Annotated in this window: 15 protein-coding genes and 1 pseudogene; 6 read left to right on the top strand and 10 right to left on the bottom strand. The window is 71.3% G+C overall.

Annotated elements, in window-relative coordinates; all coding sequences use genetic code 11:
- Positions 1-6: 6 nt before the first annotated feature.
- Entirely contained in the window at positions 7-1,914 is a 1,908-nt protein-coding gene (typA, locus tag BMZ18_RS18500; RefSeq protein ID WP_068102352.1) for a translational GTPase TypA, read from the bottom strand.
- 277 nt (positions 1,915-2,191) lie between these two features.
- Complete coding sequence (locus BMZ18_RS18495) at positions 2,192-2,602, bottom strand: (deoxy)nucleoside triphosphate pyrophosphohydrolase (protein ID WP_244516602.1); 411 nt, start codon at positions 2,600-2,602, stop codon at positions 2,192-2,194.
- Positions 2,603-2,611: 9 nt separating this feature from the next.
- Between BMZ18_RS18495 and BMZ18_RS18490 the strand changes: the two genes are divergently transcribed.
- Positions 2,612-2,896, top strand: coding sequence for a 4a-hydroxytetrahydrobiopterin dehydratase (locus BMZ18_RS18490; RefSeq protein ID WP_068366494.1), 285 nt, complete (start codon positions 2,612-2,614; stop codon positions 2,894-2,896).
- Here BMZ18_RS18490 and BMZ18_RS18485 read toward each other — a convergent pair.
- Positions 2,859-4,085 (bottom strand): mannosyltransferase, encoded by a 1,227-nt coding sequence (locus BMZ18_RS18485; RefSeq protein WP_074922378.1) that lies wholly within the window; start codon positions 4,083-4,085, stop codon positions 2,859-2,861. The two genes, BMZ18_RS18490 and BMZ18_RS18485, sit on opposite strands and share 38 nt — an antisense overlap.
- Positions 4,086-4,476: 391 nt before the next feature.
- Between BMZ18_RS18485 and BMZ18_RS18480 the strand changes: the two genes are divergently transcribed.
- The gene (locus BMZ18_RS18480) at positions 4,477-5,184 is read left to right on the top strand and encodes an Rv1157c family protein (protein WP_068106029.1); all 708 of its coding nucleotides are present in this window, start codon (positions 4,477-4,479) and stop codon (positions 5,182-5,184) included.
- A gap of 147 nt (positions 5,185-5,331) precedes the next feature.
- On the opposite strand, the gene BMZ18_RS18475 is transcribed toward BMZ18_RS18480, so the two are convergent.
- The 6 genes from BMZ18_RS18475 to BMZ18_RS18450 all read right to left on the bottom strand — a co-directional run bounded on the left by BMZ18_RS18475 (position 5,332) and on the right by BMZ18_RS18450 (position 10,295).
- Positions 5,332-6,165 carry a glycoside hydrolase domain-containing protein gene (locus BMZ18_RS18475; RefSeq protein ID WP_082895294.1) on the bottom strand — a complete coding sequence of 278 codons (834 nt, stop codon included), beginning with the start codon at positions 6,163-6,165 and terminating at the stop codon, positions 5,332-5,334.
- 132 nt (positions 6,166-6,297) lie between these two features.
- Positions 6,298-7,647, bottom strand: coding sequence for a WS/DGAT domain-containing protein (locus BMZ18_RS18470; protein WP_083400217.1), 1,350 nt, complete (start codon positions 7,645-7,647; stop codon positions 6,298-6,300).
- Entirely contained in the window at positions 7,632-8,033 is a 402-nt protein-coding gene (locus BMZ18_RS18465; protein WP_068366745.1) for a VOC family protein, read from the bottom strand. Before BMZ18_RS18465 ends, BMZ18_RS18470 begins: the two co-directional genes overlap by 16 nt.
- Before the next feature lie 9 nt (positions 8,034-8,042).
- Complete coding sequence (locus BMZ18_RS18460; RefSeq protein WP_068366743.1) at positions 8,043-8,711, bottom strand: class I SAM-dependent methyltransferase; 669 nt, start codon at positions 8,709-8,711, stop codon at positions 8,043-8,045.
- Positions 8,708-9,022: a hypothetical protein gene (locus tag BMZ18_RS18455; protein WP_068102363.1), complete on the bottom strand. Its 315-nt coding sequence runs from the start codon at positions 9,020-9,022 to the stop codon at positions 8,708-8,710. The genes BMZ18_RS18460 and BMZ18_RS18455 overlap by 4 nt, the downstream gene beginning before the upstream one ends.
- Before the next feature lie 19 nt (positions 9,023-9,041).
- Positions 9,042-10,295, bottom strand: coding sequence for an acyl-CoA dehydrogenase family protein (locus BMZ18_RS18450; RefSeq protein WP_068366740.1), 1,254 nt, complete (start codon positions 10,293-10,295; stop codon positions 9,042-9,044).
- A gap of 88 nt (positions 10,296-10,383) precedes the next feature.
- Here BMZ18_RS18450 and BMZ18_RS18445 point away from each other — a divergent pair, with 88 nt between their 5' ends.
- Entirely contained in the window at positions 10,384-11,556 is a 1,173-nt protein-coding gene (locus BMZ18_RS18445; protein ID WP_074922376.1) for a lipase family protein, read from the top strand.
- Here the strand turns inward: BMZ18_RS18445 and BMZ18_RS18440 are convergent.
- The gene (locus BMZ18_RS18440) at positions 11,543-13,480 is read right to left on the bottom strand and encodes an alpha-amylase family protein (RefSeq protein ID WP_068366682.1); all 1,938 of its coding nucleotides are present in this window, start codon (positions 13,478-13,480) and stop codon (positions 11,543-11,545) included. The genes BMZ18_RS18445 and BMZ18_RS18440 overlap by 14 nt on opposite strands.
- A 53-nt stretch (positions 13,481-13,533) precedes the next feature.
- On the opposite strand from BMZ18_RS18440, the gene BMZ18_RS18435 reads away from it, so the two are divergent.
- The 3 genes and pseudogenes from BMZ18_RS18435 to BMZ18_RS19850 all read left to right on the top strand — a co-directional run.
- Complete coding sequence (locus BMZ18_RS18435; RefSeq protein ID WP_068102369.1) at positions 13,534-13,728, top strand: antitoxin; 195 nt, start codon at positions 13,534-13,536, stop codon at positions 13,726-13,728.
- A 29-nt stretch (positions 13,729-13,757) separates the two neighbouring features.
- Positions 13,758-14,696 (top strand): SDR family NAD(P)-dependent oxidoreductase, encoded by a 939-nt coding sequence (locus tag BMZ18_RS18430; RefSeq protein WP_244516601.1) that lies wholly within the window; start codon positions 13,758-13,760, stop codon positions 14,694-14,696.
- Positions 14,697-14,993: 297 nt separating this feature from the next.
- A pseudogene (locus BMZ18_RS19850) lies at positions 14,994-15,292 on the top strand (hypothetical protein); the annotation flags it as partial.

Below are 15,292 nucleotides of genomic sequence, written 5' to 3'. Positions count from 1 at the left end.
ACCACGTCAGAGAGCAGCCTTGTCGCGCGACTTCGCCCGCGACCGCTCGCGCGCACGCTCGTTGGAGTCCAGGTGCAGCTTGCGCACCCGCACCACTTCCGGGGTGACCTCGACGCACTCGTCGGCGGCGCAGAACTCCATGGCCATCTCGAGGTCGAGCTTCTTCGGCTTGGCCAGCGTCTCCATGACGTCCGCCGAGGACTGACGCATGTTGGTCAGCTTCTTCTCGCGCGTGACGTTGATGTCGAGGTCCTCCTGGCGCGGGTTGATGCCCACCACCATGCCCTCGTAGGTGTCCGCGCCCGGCTCGACGAAGAACGTGCCGCGGTCGGCCAGCTGGATCATCGCGAACGGCGTCACGCTGCCCTGGCGATCGGACACCAGCGACCCGGTGTGCCGCGCGCGGATCTCACCGGCCCACGGGGCGTACCCGTGGAAGACGGCGTTGGCGATGCCGGTGCCGCGGGTCTCGGTGAGGAAGTCGGTGCGGAAGCCGATCAGGCCGCGCGACGGCACGATGAACTCCATACGGACCCACCCCGCGCCGTGGTTGGTCATCTGGACCATCTTGCCCTTGCGGGCGGCCAGCAGCTGGGTGATGCCGCCGAGGTGCTCCTCGGGGCAGTCGATGGTCAGCTCCTCGTAGGGCTCGTGCGTCTTGCCGTCGACCTGCTTGGTCACCACCTGCGGCTTGCCGACGGTGAGCTCGAAGCCCTCGCGTCGCATCTGCTCCACCAGGATCGCGAGCGCGAGCTCACCACGACCCTGCACCTCCCACGCGTCGGGGCGGCCGATGTCGAGAACGCGCAGCGAGACGTTGCCCACCAGCTCCTGATCGAGGCGGGCCTTGACCATGCGGGCGGTCAGCTTGTGGCCCTGCACGCGACCGACGAGCGGGCTGGTGTTGGTGCCGATGGTCACCGAGATCGCCGGCTCGTCCACCGTGATGCGGTGCAGCGCAACGGGATTCTCCGGATCCGCCAGCGTGTCGCCGATCATGATCTCCGGGATGCCGGCCACCGCGACGATGTCGCCGGCCACGGCCACCTCACCGGGACTGCGCTCGACGCCGACCGTCTTGAGCAGCTCGGTGATCTTGACGGTCTTCACGCCGTCCTCGTTCATCCACGCGACGTTCTGACCCTTGCGCAGCTCGCCGTTGTGCACGCGGACGAGAGCCAGACGGCCGAGGAAGGCCGAGGCGTCGAGGTTGGTGACGTGCGCCTGCAGCGGCGCGTCGCTGCTGCCCTTCGGCGCCGGCACGTAGTTCAACAGCACGTCGAACAGCTCGTCGAGATTCTCCGCGTCCGGAGCCTGACCGTTCTCGGGCTGCTTCGTGGACGCCTTGCCCTCACGACCCGACGCGTACAGCACCGGCAGGTCGAGAGCGAGCTCCGCGGCCTCCGACGCCTCGTCGTCGAGGTCCGACGCCAGATCGAGCAGCAGATCGTGGCTCTCGGAGACGACCTCCTCGATCCGCGCGTCGGGACGGTCCGTCTTGTTGACCACGAGGATCACCGGCAGCGACGCGGCGAGCGCCTTGCGCAGCACGAAGCGCGTCTGCGGCAGCGGACCCTCGGAGGCGTCCACGAGCAGCACCACGCCGTCCACCATCGACAGGCCGCGCTCGACCTCGCCGCCGAAGTCCGCGTGACCCGGCGTGTCGATGACGTTGATGACCGTGACCGAACCGTCGGCGTGGTGCCGGTGCACCGCCGTGTTCTTGGCCAGGATCGTGATGCCCTTCTCCTTCTCCAGGTCACCCGAGTCCATGACGCGGTCGACCAGTTCCGCGCGGGCAGCGAACGCGCCCGACTGGCGAAGCATCGCGTCGACGAGCGTCGTCTTGCCGTGGTCGACGTGGGCGACGATCGCGACGTTGCGGAACGACGTGGGGGTGGTGGGGCTGGTCACGCGGGAATCTCCATCGTGTTCGAGTACGGGGCGCGTACGGCGGGTGAAGAGCAGGCGACTACCTCTCCCGGAGCACGCGCTGCGTCGCGAACGAGACGTGCGACTCGAAAAAGTTTACTCGGTCGGACCGGGTGACTGCGCTCACGCGGTCTCCGGTCCCCTCCGACCTGGACGCTCACGCGGTCTCCGGTCCCCTCCGACCTGGACGCTCACGCGGTCTCCGGTCCCCTCCGACCTGGACGCTCACGCGGTCTCCGGTCCCCTCCGACCTGGACGCTCACGCAGACCCATCACTCAGCAACACCACCAGATCGGCGATCCACTCACGGTCGGCGGGCACCCAGTCCACCTCGTGCAGGTCGCCCGCACCGACCCACCGCACCGCGTCGTGATAGAGCGCGGACGGCGTCCCCGCGACCCGCCGCACGGCGTAGGCCCGCAGGACGTGACCCGACGGCAGCGGCACGTCGACCCCCACCGGGTCGCCGACCGTGACGTCGATTCCGAGTTCCTCCCGCAGTTCGCGGACCAGCGCGTCCTGCGGCGTCTCCCCCGGTTCGATCTTGCCGCCGGGCAGTTCCCACCGGCCGGCCAGCTCCGGCGGCGTGGCGCGCTGGGCGAGCAGAACGCACCCGTTCTCGATCACCGCGCCGGCGACGACCGTCGCGGCGGCGGGCGGCGGTGGCACCATCGCAGTATGGCCGAACTGCTCACCGGCGACGACGTCCGTCGCGTGCTCTCCGATCTCCCCGGCTGGTCGCGGGACGGGGACGCGATCACCCGCACCGTCACCTGCTCGTCCTTTCTCGCCGGCATCGACCTGGTGCGCCGGGTGGCCGACGCGGCCGAGTCCGCCGATCATCACCCGGACATCGACATCCGGTGGACGGCGATCACGTTCCGACTCTCCACGCACTCCGCCGGCGGCATCACCGACAAGGACGTCACGCTCGCGCGGACGATCGACTCGCTGGCCTCCTGACCGAGCGGCCGTGCGCGGCCACCACCCCGAACAGTCCGAGGGTGCCCACCGCGTACGCGGCGCCCGCCACCGCGAGGATCAGCGGACGGTCGATCTCCCAGATGGACGGCTGCAGGAAGCTCAGCACCCACGGCACGCCGACGAGGGTGACCACGAGCCAGTACCCGACCAGCACGCGAACTCCGCGCGCGTGGCGCAGCGGCCCGTGCACGAGCCAGATCAGCATCGGCACGATCCACACCCAGTGGTGGGACCACGAGATCGGGGACACCGCGAGCCCCACGAAGGACACGATCACCAGCGTGCCCAGCCGATCGTCCGGTCCGAGCGCGCGCCACGCCGCCAGCGCGGCGAGGAGCAGGATCGCCACGGCGACGAGCCAGATCGGCCCCTGACCGACGTCGTGGCCGACCAGGCGGGAGAGGGCGCCGCGGAGCGACTGGTTCCACACCGATCCCACCGGTCCGATGCGATCGGCGTCGCCGAGCAGCGTGGTGAAGTACTCGGTGGCCGCGGAGCCCATGAGCAGGAAGCTCACCCCGACGGTGCCGACGAAGGTCACCGCCGAGAACGCCGCGGCACCCCAGCGCCGTCGCGCGAGGAAGTACAGGCCCGTGATCGCCGGGGTCAGCTTCACCCCGGCGGCGAACCCCACCAGCGCGCCCGACACCCACCACCGAGCGCTGCGCGCCGCGAGCATCGCCAGCAGAACGAGGAAGACGTTCACCTGGCCGTAGTCCAGGGTGGTCCGCAGCGATTCGGTCCACAGTCCGACGGCGGTCCACAGCAACGCGGCCCGACGCCACTCCACGGTGTCCGCGCGGTCGCCACCCACGAGGCGCAGGGCGATGCGAACGACGGCGTACAGCGCGAGGCCGGTCGCGATCATCCAGAGCGCGCCGACGAGCGGGAACGGCAGGAAGTGCAGCGGGTAGAAGACGAGGGCCGCGAACGGGGGGTAGGTGAACGGAAGCGGGAAGTCCGGGGTCTCCTCCGAGTAGGTGAAGTCGTAGAGCGACCCGTCGAAGGCCGACGCCGACCCGTCCACGTAGACGTGGAGATCGACCCAGTTACTGCCGTTGGGGGTGGCCACCGTCCACAGCACGCGCAGCAGCACCGTCACCACCAGCAGGGCGGGGGCCGCGCGGAGGAGCACGGGGAGCCGCGGGGCGGGGTTCGGAGCACTCACGGCAGGGGGTTCTCACGATCGAGAAGAGGGACAGGACCGTGCGCGAGGGTAGTCGGTGCGGTGACCCGCCCCGAAGGTCACGTCCGATGCATTGTCGCGTGCCACGTCCCAGCAGTCACAATCGCATCACTGTTCGCAAGAGTCGCATCCGTCGCTCTTGTAACAGGCTAACGTCGGGTACCCGCGCAACGACACGGTCCGAGCGCCCGAGCACACGCTGTACAACCGTCGAACGGTGTCATTAGAGTGACGTCGCCTGCCCGTCCACGACGGGCGGAGGGGGTCGTGGGCAGTCGTTCGAGCCGGCAGACGAGGAAGCGGGAACACCATGCAGACAACGGATTCGACACGCCGACGGGCCCGTCGACGCACGCGCAGCATGGTGGCCGGCATGGCTGTCGCCGCCGCCTGCGCCGTGGCCGCCCCCGGCGTCGCCGCCGCGCAGCCGGCGCTGCCGATTCCGAGCGACCCGCAGGTCGTCCCCGGCTACGAGGCGCTCGCCGCCCTCGCTCCGTCCCTGCTGGACGCCGCTGCCGTCGATGCCGCGAACCCCCAGAACGAGCTGCTCGCCCGCGCGAAGCAACTGCTCGACACCGCGCCGCTCTCGCCGGACGCCAAGCGGATCCTGACCTCGATCATCACGTTCCTGGACGGCAGCCGCGGCGGTGGTCCGGAGATCCCGCAGGACGGACCCGTCATCGCCCAGTTCCTCTACCCGACGGTCGGACGCGGGTGCATCTCCCCCACGGCCGATTCCGTGGGCGCCGCACTGGCGGTACCCGGCCCGGCCGAGCTGCCTCCGCCCGGACCCGCCGCGGGCACGGCGGGCTTCGTCTTCACGGCCCTCGGCACGGCGCCGCTCGCGGATCGCCAGGCCGCTCCGCTGACCGCGCAGTGGGTCAACGTCGACACCGGGAGGACCGGCGCGACCGTGCTGACTGGGGCCGCGAACATCAACCCCGACGGGCCCGCCACGCTGTCGGCGATCGCGGACACCGGGCGCGGCCGCGTCCTCGCGGCGATCTCGGGCTCCATCTCCACCGACGCCGGGATCACGTGCAGCTTCCTGCCCACGGTCGGCGCCTTCGTCGTGAACTGACGCCCCTGTCCGCAGAACCCGGACCGACGAGAAGACCGGTGGCCGAGTACGGCCACCGGTCTTCTCGTGTCGGGGGTCAGGAACCGAAGTACTCCGAGAACTGCGTGTAGAGCGCGCCGGCGATGGCGTAGAGCACGTCGATGAACGTCATGAGAATGCCTCCAGGGTGCGAATCAGGGTGGATGCGAGATCCGGTCGCGCGGCGGGGTCGCCGACCGGCGTCGTGGGAACCGAGGTGTCCGGTTCGGGCGTGACCACGTCGGCCGCGAGCGACCACTGTCCGTAGTCCGCCTTCAGCACCGTGTTGACGTCGATGCCGACGCCCTCGATGCGGCGCTTGTCGATCTCGATCTGGTGCAGGTGGGCCGCCGGGTGCACGAATCCCTTCGGGGTGCCCCAGTTGTGCTGCCAGTACCAGGATCCGAGTCCGGCCGCGGCAGCGAGGGTGATGGTGGGGCCGTTGGCGTACACCCCGGTGTTCTCCCGGCCGACGACGGAGTGCCAGCCGAGCAGGTAGGGCCCGATCATCGAGGCGAACTCCGCGGCCGTGGGGTTGTCGTCGATCGCGGCGTAGATCGGCCGGTTCGCGGGTCCGCCTGCAGCCGTGTGCAATTCGAGTCCACGCGTCGCGTGCGTCACTCCGGCGTCGTACCCGCCGCGCCAGTCGGCGGTGGCCCCCTTGCCGAACTGGTAGCAGGACACCACCTGCAGACCCTCGCCCGTGAGGGCACTCGCCTCGGCGGCGGTCATCGGCTTGCCGGTCATCCACTCGGCGCCGGGGCGGCGGTCGGAGACGTACCGGATCGCTCCCACGTGTCCCGCGGCGGCGATGGCCGCGGCGGACGGCACGCCGGCTGCGTAGTCGACGATGGTGCCGAGACCGGGGTTCGCTGCGGCGACGGACCGTCCTGTCGCTCCGAGGCCGACGGCGACACCACCGACGGCGGCGTAGCGGAAGAGCTGTCGACGGGATACCTGCACGAGCACCTGCCTTCGCGACTCGCCCGGCGCGCCTCCCCGGACGGACGACGACGGACTGCTAATTTTCTCGGTTTCGGTCACTCCAGTGGTGCCGAGCCGCAATTGCACCACACACACCTCGAGGCTCGCCAGTCACTGCAGACACTCGACGACGCGCTCCACGGCGTGTCGCAGGCGTGTCGCGTAGACGTCGGGGTCGACGACTCCCGCGCTCGTCGTCACCGAGAGCGTCACGGTGTCCCCGATCCCGTGGACGCCGTGCGTCAGTCCGACCGTCGGAGACAAGGCGGGGAAACCCGCCGTCATCAGGACCGGGTGACCGCCGAGCATCAGATCGGACGCACCGCGGTACACGCTCGACACGACGGTGTGTCCGCCCACCGTGGTCTGGACCGCCTCGAGATCGGCCCGCGCGACGTCCGCGCGGATCACGGCGGCCGGGACCGCCTCCGTCGCTCGGTCCCCCACCCCGAACGCCGGGTGGTCGAGCCGCCGACGTCGGTCGCGCAGCGAGTCGGCGATCGCCTCCGCGCGTCGGGAGAGGTCCTCGACGCCCGGGTGCAGATCGACCCCCGCGACGTGAAATGCGTTGCGAGCAAGCGTCGTTCGAGACGCGGGCGGAACACCGATGGTGACCTCGGCGCCGAGGTCGTCGGGCACCTCCGCGCCCACGGCCTCGAGGTGGTCGACGAGCGCCACCGAGATCGCGGTGAGCGCCGCGACGGTGACGCTGACGGGCCCACCGGCCAGGGCGGTCGTCGGCAGCACCAGGCAGCGCATCGCGACGCCGCCGGACGCGAGGCGGGACAGCACAGTCGGAGTGCGGCCGACCGGGGGCGCCGGAAGCCGGCCCGACGCGGTGGCCTCGCGCCGGTCGCGGTCGGCCGCGGCGGCGTCGCGCGCCCGTCGGGCCGTCCGCGCCACCCGCGCGGGGAATTCGAGCACGCCGAGCGCGGCGGCGATCGCGCCGGTCGGTGCCGCCGGTGGCTGCGCGGGGGTCGGCGGGTCGACGGCGAACAGTGCCCGCGCCGTCGCGGACGCTCGGGCGCCGTCGGCCAGCGCGTGCGCCACCTGCAGCACGGCCACGGAGGCGACGCCCGACGCGCCGGGCACGCCCGTGACCGCGGGAGACAGGTGCAGGCGCCACGGCGAGACGGTGGCGTCCACCTGGTCGGCGGTCGACGCCGCGACGCGATCGAGACACCCCTGCCAGTCCGGGGTGTCGTCGACCCGCACGAGATCGGGGGTCGGGGACCGCGGAACCCAGTACGGGTAGTCGAGCGCGGCCGGCGTCTCCCGTACTCGCACGCAGAGGTCCGCCACCGTCTCCGCGCGCGCGAGCAGCGAGTGCGCCACGGACGGACCGTCGACCGCCCCGTCGAACGCGAAGAGCAGGAACTGATCACTGGCCAGCCGTCGGGACAGCCAGAACATCCGCGCGTCGACCGCGGTGAGGCGCGCTCCGGTCAGTCGCGGCGGCACAGGCAGAACAGGTGCCCCACCGGGTCCTGGAAGACGCGAAAGCCGGGATGGTCGGCGTCGTCGTCCACCGTGCGCGCGCCGAGTCCGACGGCGTACTCGGAGGCCCCGTCCATGTCGTCCACGATCAGGTCGAGGTGGATGCGAATGCCCTCGCGAGGCCAGTAGAGGGGGACGAACTCGTCGGACTTCTGGAAGGCCAGCCCCTGGCCTCCGGGTCCGCGGACCACCGACCAGTCGGGGTCGTCCCGCTCGGACGGCCACCCCAGCAGGGCCGTGTAGAACCGCGCGAGGGCCTGCGGGTCCGGGCAGTCGAGGACCGTGTAGTCCATCTCGATCGTCGGACGGGACGCCGGGGAACCGGACGCGGACGGGGAGTCGGCAGTCATGTCCGGAGTCTAGGGACGCGGCGGCGGATCCGCCGCGACGCGCGGTGGTTCGGACTCGGTCCGAACATCCGCATCGCCCTCGGCACCGTCGTCCTCGGGCCGCCGCGCGTCGAGCACGATCCAGTCGGACTCCGGCCGCCACGGATCGAGCGACCACGTCGAGAAGCGTTGCACGGCGACGAACCCCACCGCCGCGAGGTCGCGCAGCGCATCGTCCGGGGAGTAGGCGCGATCGGTGGCGAAGCCCGCGATCACCCGACCACCGGGCCGGAGGGCGTCGTACCACCGACGCAGGACCGTCGACTCCGTGCCGGGGGCGAGGAAGACCAGCACGTTGCCGGCGGCGACGACGGCGTCGAAGGACGCCGGGTCGAGGGGAACGGTGAGGAGGTCCCCCAGCACGACGTCGATCCCGGCGCGCGTCCTGGCTTCGGCCACCAGAACGGGGTCGAGGTCGACCCCGGTCACGCGGTGACCGCGACGCGCGAGTTCGGCGGCGAGCCGCCCGGTGCCGCACCCCGCGTCGAGAATGCGCGACCCGCGGGCGACGGCCGCGTCGACCATGCGAGCCTCACCGTGCAGGTCGGCGCCGGATCGTTCGAGTTCGCGGAACCGCTCGACGTACGCGTGCGAGTCGGCCGCGGAGCGTTCGAGATGCCACCGCGTCGGCGCGCTCATCGGTCGAGGTAGAAGCGTGCGGTCTCGGTTGCGACCGCCGCGACGACGTCGGCGAGCGGTCGGTCGTCCGGCGTCAGTGCCGCCACGGCGTCGGCCAGGGCGGCGTCGCGCAATCCCTTCTCGCGCAGCAGGTCCCAGGCCCGGCCGATCAGTCGCACCGATTCGGCGTGGGTCAGGTCCGGCCGATGCGAACGCAAGGCGGTGGCCGCCCAGTCGGGATCGAACGTCCCGCCGGGCGGCCCGAACACCCGCTCCCCCGTGGTGTACGGAACGGGGTCCGAAAGTTGCTCGCCGCGCGCGTCGTCCGTCACCCCGCCACGGTAACCCGCGTCAGGCCCCCGCGGCGGTCCCGGCGGACGACTCGGCTCCGGCCGACTTGGCGCCGGCCGACCAGGCGTAGGGCAGGTCCTCGCCGTTGAGGACGTGCGCGCCCACCGAGCGGGCCTTGTAGAGCACCGGGTTGTGCACGGAGATGGTGCGGGCGTTGCGCCAGTGCCGATCGAATCCCGTGCGCTCGGAGACGATCGAGGCCCCACCCACCTCGAACAGCTGCGTCGTCGCGGTCAGCACCAGATCGACGACGGTGTTCTGCGCGTGCGCCGTGGACAGTTCGGCGCGGTCGAGTGCCTCGGCCCCGTCTTCGGCCCCGCCGGCCTCGACCGCCCGCACGACGTCGGCCGCCGCGGCGAGCACCAGGGCACGGGACGACCACGCCGCCGCCTCCAATCGGCCGATCAGCTGCTGCACCACCGGGTCGTGCCGCGGCAGGTCCGCCGCGGCGTGAGTGTAGCTGCGCGTGCGCCCGCGAACCCAGTCGATCACGTCGTCCGCGGCGCGACGCGCGATCCCGGCGAGCACCGCGAGCTGCACCAACTGCAGATACGCCGTCGCGTAGGTGCGGCCGGGGCCGCCGTAGCCCGGTCCGAGAAGGCGATCCGCCGGCACCTCGACGTCGGTGAAGACCGTGGTGCCGCTGACGGTGAGGCGCTGACCGAAGCCGTCCCAGTCGTCGCGCTGGGTGACGCCCGGCGCGTCCGCGTCGACCAGGACCGACACTCGCTCCCCGTCCAGGTCCGCCGCGACGAGGATGTGGTCGGAGTACAGGCTCCCGGTGCTGTAGAACTTCTCGCCGGTCAGGCGCAGGGTGCCGTCGTCGGCGCGGGTCACCGTGGTGCGGTACCGGTCCACGGCGCCCACACCCGGTTCGGTGATGGCGTTGCCCACGAGGGTGCCGCCGGCCACGGCCCGCAGCCACCTCTCGCGCTCCGGGCTCGGGTCGGCCGCGAGCTGGTCCTCGACGAAGCTCCAGTGCACGCGCAGCGCCTGTGGCAGGTTCGATTCGGCAGCGGCAAGGTCGATCAGGAGCGCGAAGAGCTGCTCCACCGAGGCCCCGAGGCCGCCGAACTCCACGGGGACGCGCAGCGCGCCGAACCCCGCCTCACGGAGCAGAGCGATCTCGTCGTGCGCCAGGCGGCGGTCGCGCTCGCGATCGAGAGCACCGGCCGCGATGCGCTCGAACACGGGCCGGAACCGGGCGGCGAGCTCGGCATCGGACGGGCGGGTGGCTGTTCTGCAGTCGGTCACGGCGGGAACGATGCCGTCCCGCCGTGGCCCGTCACAGCATTGTGCTCGAGCCGATTCTTTCCGCCGCCGCGGGCTCTACGGTCCGTGCATGTCCTCGATCGTCGACGTGCTGACCCGGCTGGGACTGGCCGATCGGGTGCCCGCCGAAGTGCTCGCCGATCCGTACGCGGCGCTGCTCCCCACCCCGATCACGTCCGACCCGTTCTTCGTGGAGTCCGCGGCCGATGCGCCCTCCACCGACGTCCCGCCCGGCACCGTGCTGCGCAGCCGCGAGATCACCGGCCTCGTACCCAGGCCGCGCACTCGCCTGCGTCAGTTCGCCGTCGCATCGCGAGACGCGCAGGGCCGCCCGGTCACGGTCACCGCCTCGCTCATGGAACCGCGACGCCCATGGCGGGGGCCGGGGCCACGTCCGGTCCTGGTCCACAACGTCGCGATCGACTCGCTGGGGCTGGCCGCGACGCCGTCGTACCGCCTGGTGCACGGGCTCGGCCAGGACTTTCCGGCGGTGGTTCCGCTGTGGCTGCAACGCGGGTACGCCGTGCTGATCGTCGACCACGAGGGCCCGCGGATGGCCTACGCGGAGGGCACCATGGCCGGGCACGCCGTGCTCGACGGGCTGCGCGGCCTGCCGAGCCTCGACGAGACGTACCGCGACAGTCCCGCCGTCATGTACGGCTACAGCGGCGGCGCCATCGCCACGGTGTGGGCGGCGCAGCTGCAGCCGAGCTACGCACCGGAGGTGCCGCTGATCGGGGCGATCGCCGGCGGCACACCGACGAACGTCGGGCTGTTGCGCGAGACCATGAACGGCACCATCGCGTCGGGACTGTTCGGCGCCGCGGTGATCGGTCTGGCCCGCGAACACGAGGCGCTGGCCCGCGAGTTCGGGCCCTTGGGGCTCTATCTCGCCACGCGCATCAAGAACCTGTCCGTGATCCCGCTTGCCCTCGGCGGACTGGCGCGGCTGCCCCTGGAGGCACTCGCGCACGATCCGAACGTCTTCGATTCCCCCGCCGCGCGCGCGGTGATCGAGGCCAACACCCCCGGAGCCACCGCGCCGACAGTGCCGTTCGCGTTCTACCACGGTGCGCGGGACCGCTGGATTCCCGAACACGGCGTGCGGACCCTGGCCGACGACTGGCGCGCGCAGGGTGCGGACGTCGAGGTCCGCCGCGTCGTCGGCGATCACTTCGTGGGGTCGGTGTCCGCCCTGCCGTTCGTGACGCGGTGGGTGGCCGCGCGATTCACGACTCGGTGAACAATCGAGTCTGCGACTCGGTGATCCACCACGCGGCGTAGGGCGGCATCCAGGACATTCCCGCGTCGTCGGGCTCGATGGCGTGATGCGACAACACCTCTCGCGGATCGACGACGTGGCGGGTGATGACGTCGTACAGCACCGGGCGGTGCTCGCCGGTCACGTTGACCAGGCCGAACAGGGTCCCACTGGGGTGACGACGCAGGACCCCGAGTACGCCGTCGTCGAGACCGGGAACGAGATCCACCGGTGCCTCGGCGTGCAGCATGGGCAGGCCGGCGCGGGTCCGCATGATGTGAGCGAGACCGTCGTAGGCCCGCTGGGCGTCCGAGCCCGGCTCGCGGCATGCGGCGCGATCCGCATCGGTGACGGCCGGTCGATGCACCCATCTGTTGTCGGCGGCGTGCGCGGGGTCGTCAGCCCACGCGGGGTCACCCGGGGACGCGATCTCGTCCCCGCTCCAGATCACCGGGATGCCGCCCCACACGGCGACCAGCGCGTGGGCGAGGAACAGCCGGGCGAACGCGCCGTCGGGATCGCGACGCGACGGCCCGAGTCCGGTGAGCGCCGCCGTCGTGCCGCTGATGCGCCGGTCACCGGTGTCCGGATTGTGTTGGAAGACCAGACCTTCCGCCGGAGAGCCCGGGAAATCGCCCGTGTACCAGTCCGACAGGAACCGACGATGGCCGTCTCCGCTCAGGCCCACCGCGGCGGCGTCGCCGTCGTCGATGGCCCACCCGATGTCGTCGTGACACCGGACGTAGGTCACCCACGTCCCGCTGGACGGCGTGGGCGGCAGGGCGCCGAGTGCGTGTTCGGCCAGTCGGGTGGAGCCCGACGCCAGCATCGACCAGATCTGCACCATCAGGCTGTTGTGATACGCGACGTCCGATACCCGGCCCGTGTGCCGGCCCTGCCCGAGGTAGGGCAGCAGCTCGCGGGGTCCCACGATGGCCTCGGCCTTGAACAGCACTGCGGGCGCGGCCATTCGAGCCGTGGCGCGCAGTGCCTGCGTGATCGCGTGCACCTCCGGCTGGTTCTGGCAGTCGGTGCCGAGGCGCTTCCACAGGAAGGCGATGGCATCGAGCCGGAGGACCTCGACGCCCAGGTTGGCCAGATACATCACGATTTCGGCGAACTCCACCAGCACGGCGGGATTGGCCCAGTTCAGATCCCACTGCCACGCGTTGAACGTCGTCCAGACCCAGCCGTTCACGTCGTCGTCGAACGTGAAGTTGCCGGGCGCGAAGTCCGGGAAGACCTCGGGGAGGGTGCGCTCGTAGGCGTCGGGCGTCGTGCGGTCGGGGTGGATCAGGAAGTAGTCGCGGTACTCGGGGTCGCCGGCACGGGCGCGTTCGGCCCAGTCGTGTTCGCGCGCAACATGGTTGAGGACCAGGTCGACGACGAGCGAGATGCCGCGGGACCGGAGGTCCGTGGCAAGGTCGCGCAGGTCGTCGATCGTGCCGAGGTCCTCGCGGACCGCCCGGTAGTTCCGAACGGCGTACCCGCCGTCGTTGTCGCCGGGGCGCGGGTCCAGGAGCGGCATGAGGTGCAGGTAGGTCACGCCCAGGTCGGTGAGGTGATCGAGGCGCTCCCCCACCCCCGCCAGCGTTCCGCCGTAGCGGTCGGCGTAGCAGGCGTAGCCGACCATGTCCGGGCGGCGGAACCAGTCGGGATTCAGCAAGCGACGGTCGTCCAGGGCGTGCAGCTCGGCGGGCCGGGCCGCGAACCCCGCGGCCGCCGTCGTCACCAGCCGAGCCGCGACGTCGTCGGGCGACGGGTAGACGGCCGCGACGGCGTCGTGCAGGTCCGGCCACCACCGCTCGAGTCGCAGCGCGAACGCGTCGCGACGATGTTGTGGCAGATCAGCCAGAGCGGCGTCGACGAGGTCGGTGATCGCATCCGGAACGGCGCTGCGCGGCATGCGCGGATTCTGTCACTGGTTTGACCGTCGAGGCCGTAGGGGTACTGCGACGCATGGTCAACTTCGGAGAGATCAAACGCAAGCTCGACGCCAACGAGGACAAGGTCGAGAAGGGCCTGGACAAGCTCGGCGACGCGGCGAAGAAGAAGTTCGCGGGCCACGACTCGCAGATCGACCAGGGCATCGACCGCGCCAAGGACGCCATCGGGGAGAAGAACTCCGAGCGTCGCGACGCCCCGCCGGCCTAGTGGTTCCGCAGGGGGGACGCATCGGGGGCGTGCTGGACACCGCGCTCGACCTGGCGATCGTGCCGGGGTACAGCCGTGTCGGCTCCTGGGTGCGGCGTCGGTTCTGGGCCGCGGACGCAGCGCCCTTCCCGGCGCCGGTCGACGTGGTGGTGACCGGCGGCGGGTCCGGTCTGGGTGCCGCGACCGCCCGACAGCTGGCCCACCTCGGCGCCCGTGTGCATCTTGTGGGGCGTACGGAACGGCGTCTCGATGCATCGGCGTCGGAGATCCGGCACACGGTGCCGGGATCCGTCGTCGAGACGCACGTGTGCGACGTCAGTGATCTGGACGCCGTCGCCGCCTTCGGTACGGAGCTTGCGGCGCAGGTGACGTCGCTGCATGCCCTGGTGCACTGCGCGGGAGTGATGCCGCCGTCACGGATCGAGACGGCGCAGGGGCACGAAAGCGCCTACGCAACGCACGTCCTGGGCCCGACCCTGCTCACCTACGCCGTGCGGCCACTGTTCGACGCCGGCTCGCGGGTCGTGTTCGTCTCGAGCGGCGGGATGTACGCGGTGCCGCTCACCAACGCGGATTTCGAGTACCGGACCGGCCGATACTCCGGCACGACGGCCTATGCCCGCACCAAGCGCATGCAGGTGGTGATGGCCGGGCTGCTCGGCGACCGCTTCGACGGACCCGACGATCCGGTGGTCCACAGCATGCACCCCGGCTGGGCGGCCACTCCCGGCGTGACCGATTCGCTACCGCTGTTCGACACGGTGATGCGACCTCTTCTGCGCTCGGCCGACGAGGGCGCGGACACCATCGTCTGGCTCACCGCCTCCGACACACCGTTGGCGACGACGGGCGGCTTCTGGCACGATCGAGCCCCGCGCCCGACCCACTATCCCCCGTGGCGACGCGACGATCCCGAGGTGCGCGCCGCTCTCTGGCGCGACGTGACGGCGGCGACGGGAATCGGCTGATCGGTCACCGTGCGCGGCGAACGATGTTCACCACCGTGCCGTCGGGTGCCCCAGCCGAGGTCGAACTCCACCTCGCTCAAGCCGAGGACGTCGCGATAGAAGGGGGCCGCCGACGGGATGTCGGCGACGGTCAGGTCGGCGGTGATGCGGACGACTCCACGGCGACCTCCTCGCGCTCCGCGGGTCGAGATTGACATGGCGTTCGCGTGATCGACACGGGTTCGTGCGTGGGTGTCATGGACTGTGTCGGTGGGTGACGGTACACTCGAACATACGAGCGACTGGGGGGTCGACGGTATGGCGAGTGTGCAGGTGGGGGAAGGTGCGACGCCGTGGGCTGCGTTGGACCACATCGCGCTCGGCCTGCCCGCCACCACCGACCTCCCCTCCTCGCAAGCGCTGGACGGGCTCGTCCACGCCGCCGCCGGCGTCGCGTACCTGAAGTGGTTCGAATACCAGCTCGCCGCCGCCATGCACGCCGAACTGGTCGAGCCGTTCGAAGACGAGGACCGGCGTGAGCTCGATGCGCACACCCGCTGCGCCGCCACCATCGCCACCACGTTGTCGATCACGCAGGGGGCGGCCCGCACCCTGCT

This window comes from Rhodococcoides kroppenstedtii (assembly GCF_900111805.1).
GTDB lineage: Bacteria > Actinomycetota > Actinomycetes > Mycobacteriales > Mycobacteriaceae > Rhodococcoides > Rhodococcoides kroppenstedtii.
Note: the sequence above shows the minus strand (reverse complement) of the source record. Positions and strands in the feature narration are given on the sequence as shown.

Excerpts from the sequence above, each read along its gene's own strand:
- BMZ18_RS18490 (WP_068366494.1), top strand. The coding sequence starts at position 2,612 with ATGGCCGAACTGCTCACCGGCGACGACGTCCGTCGCGTGCTCTCCGAT.
- BMZ18_RS18480 (WP_068106029.1), top strand. The coding sequence starts at position 4,477 with ATGGCTGTCGCCGCCGCCTGCGCCGTGGCCGCCCCCGGCGTCGCCGCC.
- BMZ18_RS18445 (WP_074922376.1), top strand. The coding sequence starts at position 10,384 with ATGTCCTCGATCGTCGACGTGCTGACCCGGCTGGGACTGGCCGATCGG.
- BMZ18_RS18435 (WP_068102369.1), top strand. The coding sequence starts at position 13,534 with ATGGTCAACTTCGGAGAGATCAAACGCAAGCTCGACGCCAACGAGGAC.
- BMZ18_RS18465 (WP_068366745.1), bottom strand. The coding sequence starts at position 8,033 with ATGACTGCCGACTCCCCGTCCGCGTCCGGTTCCCCGGCGTCCCGTCCG.
- BMZ18_RS18460 (WP_068366743.1), bottom strand. The coding sequence starts at position 8,711 with ATGAGCGCGCCGACGCGGTGGCATCTCGAACGCTCCGCGGCCGACTCG.
- BMZ18_RS18440 (WP_068366682.1), bottom strand. The coding sequence starts at position 13,480 with ATGCCGCGCAGCGCCGTTCCGGATGCGATCACCGACCTCGTCGACGCC.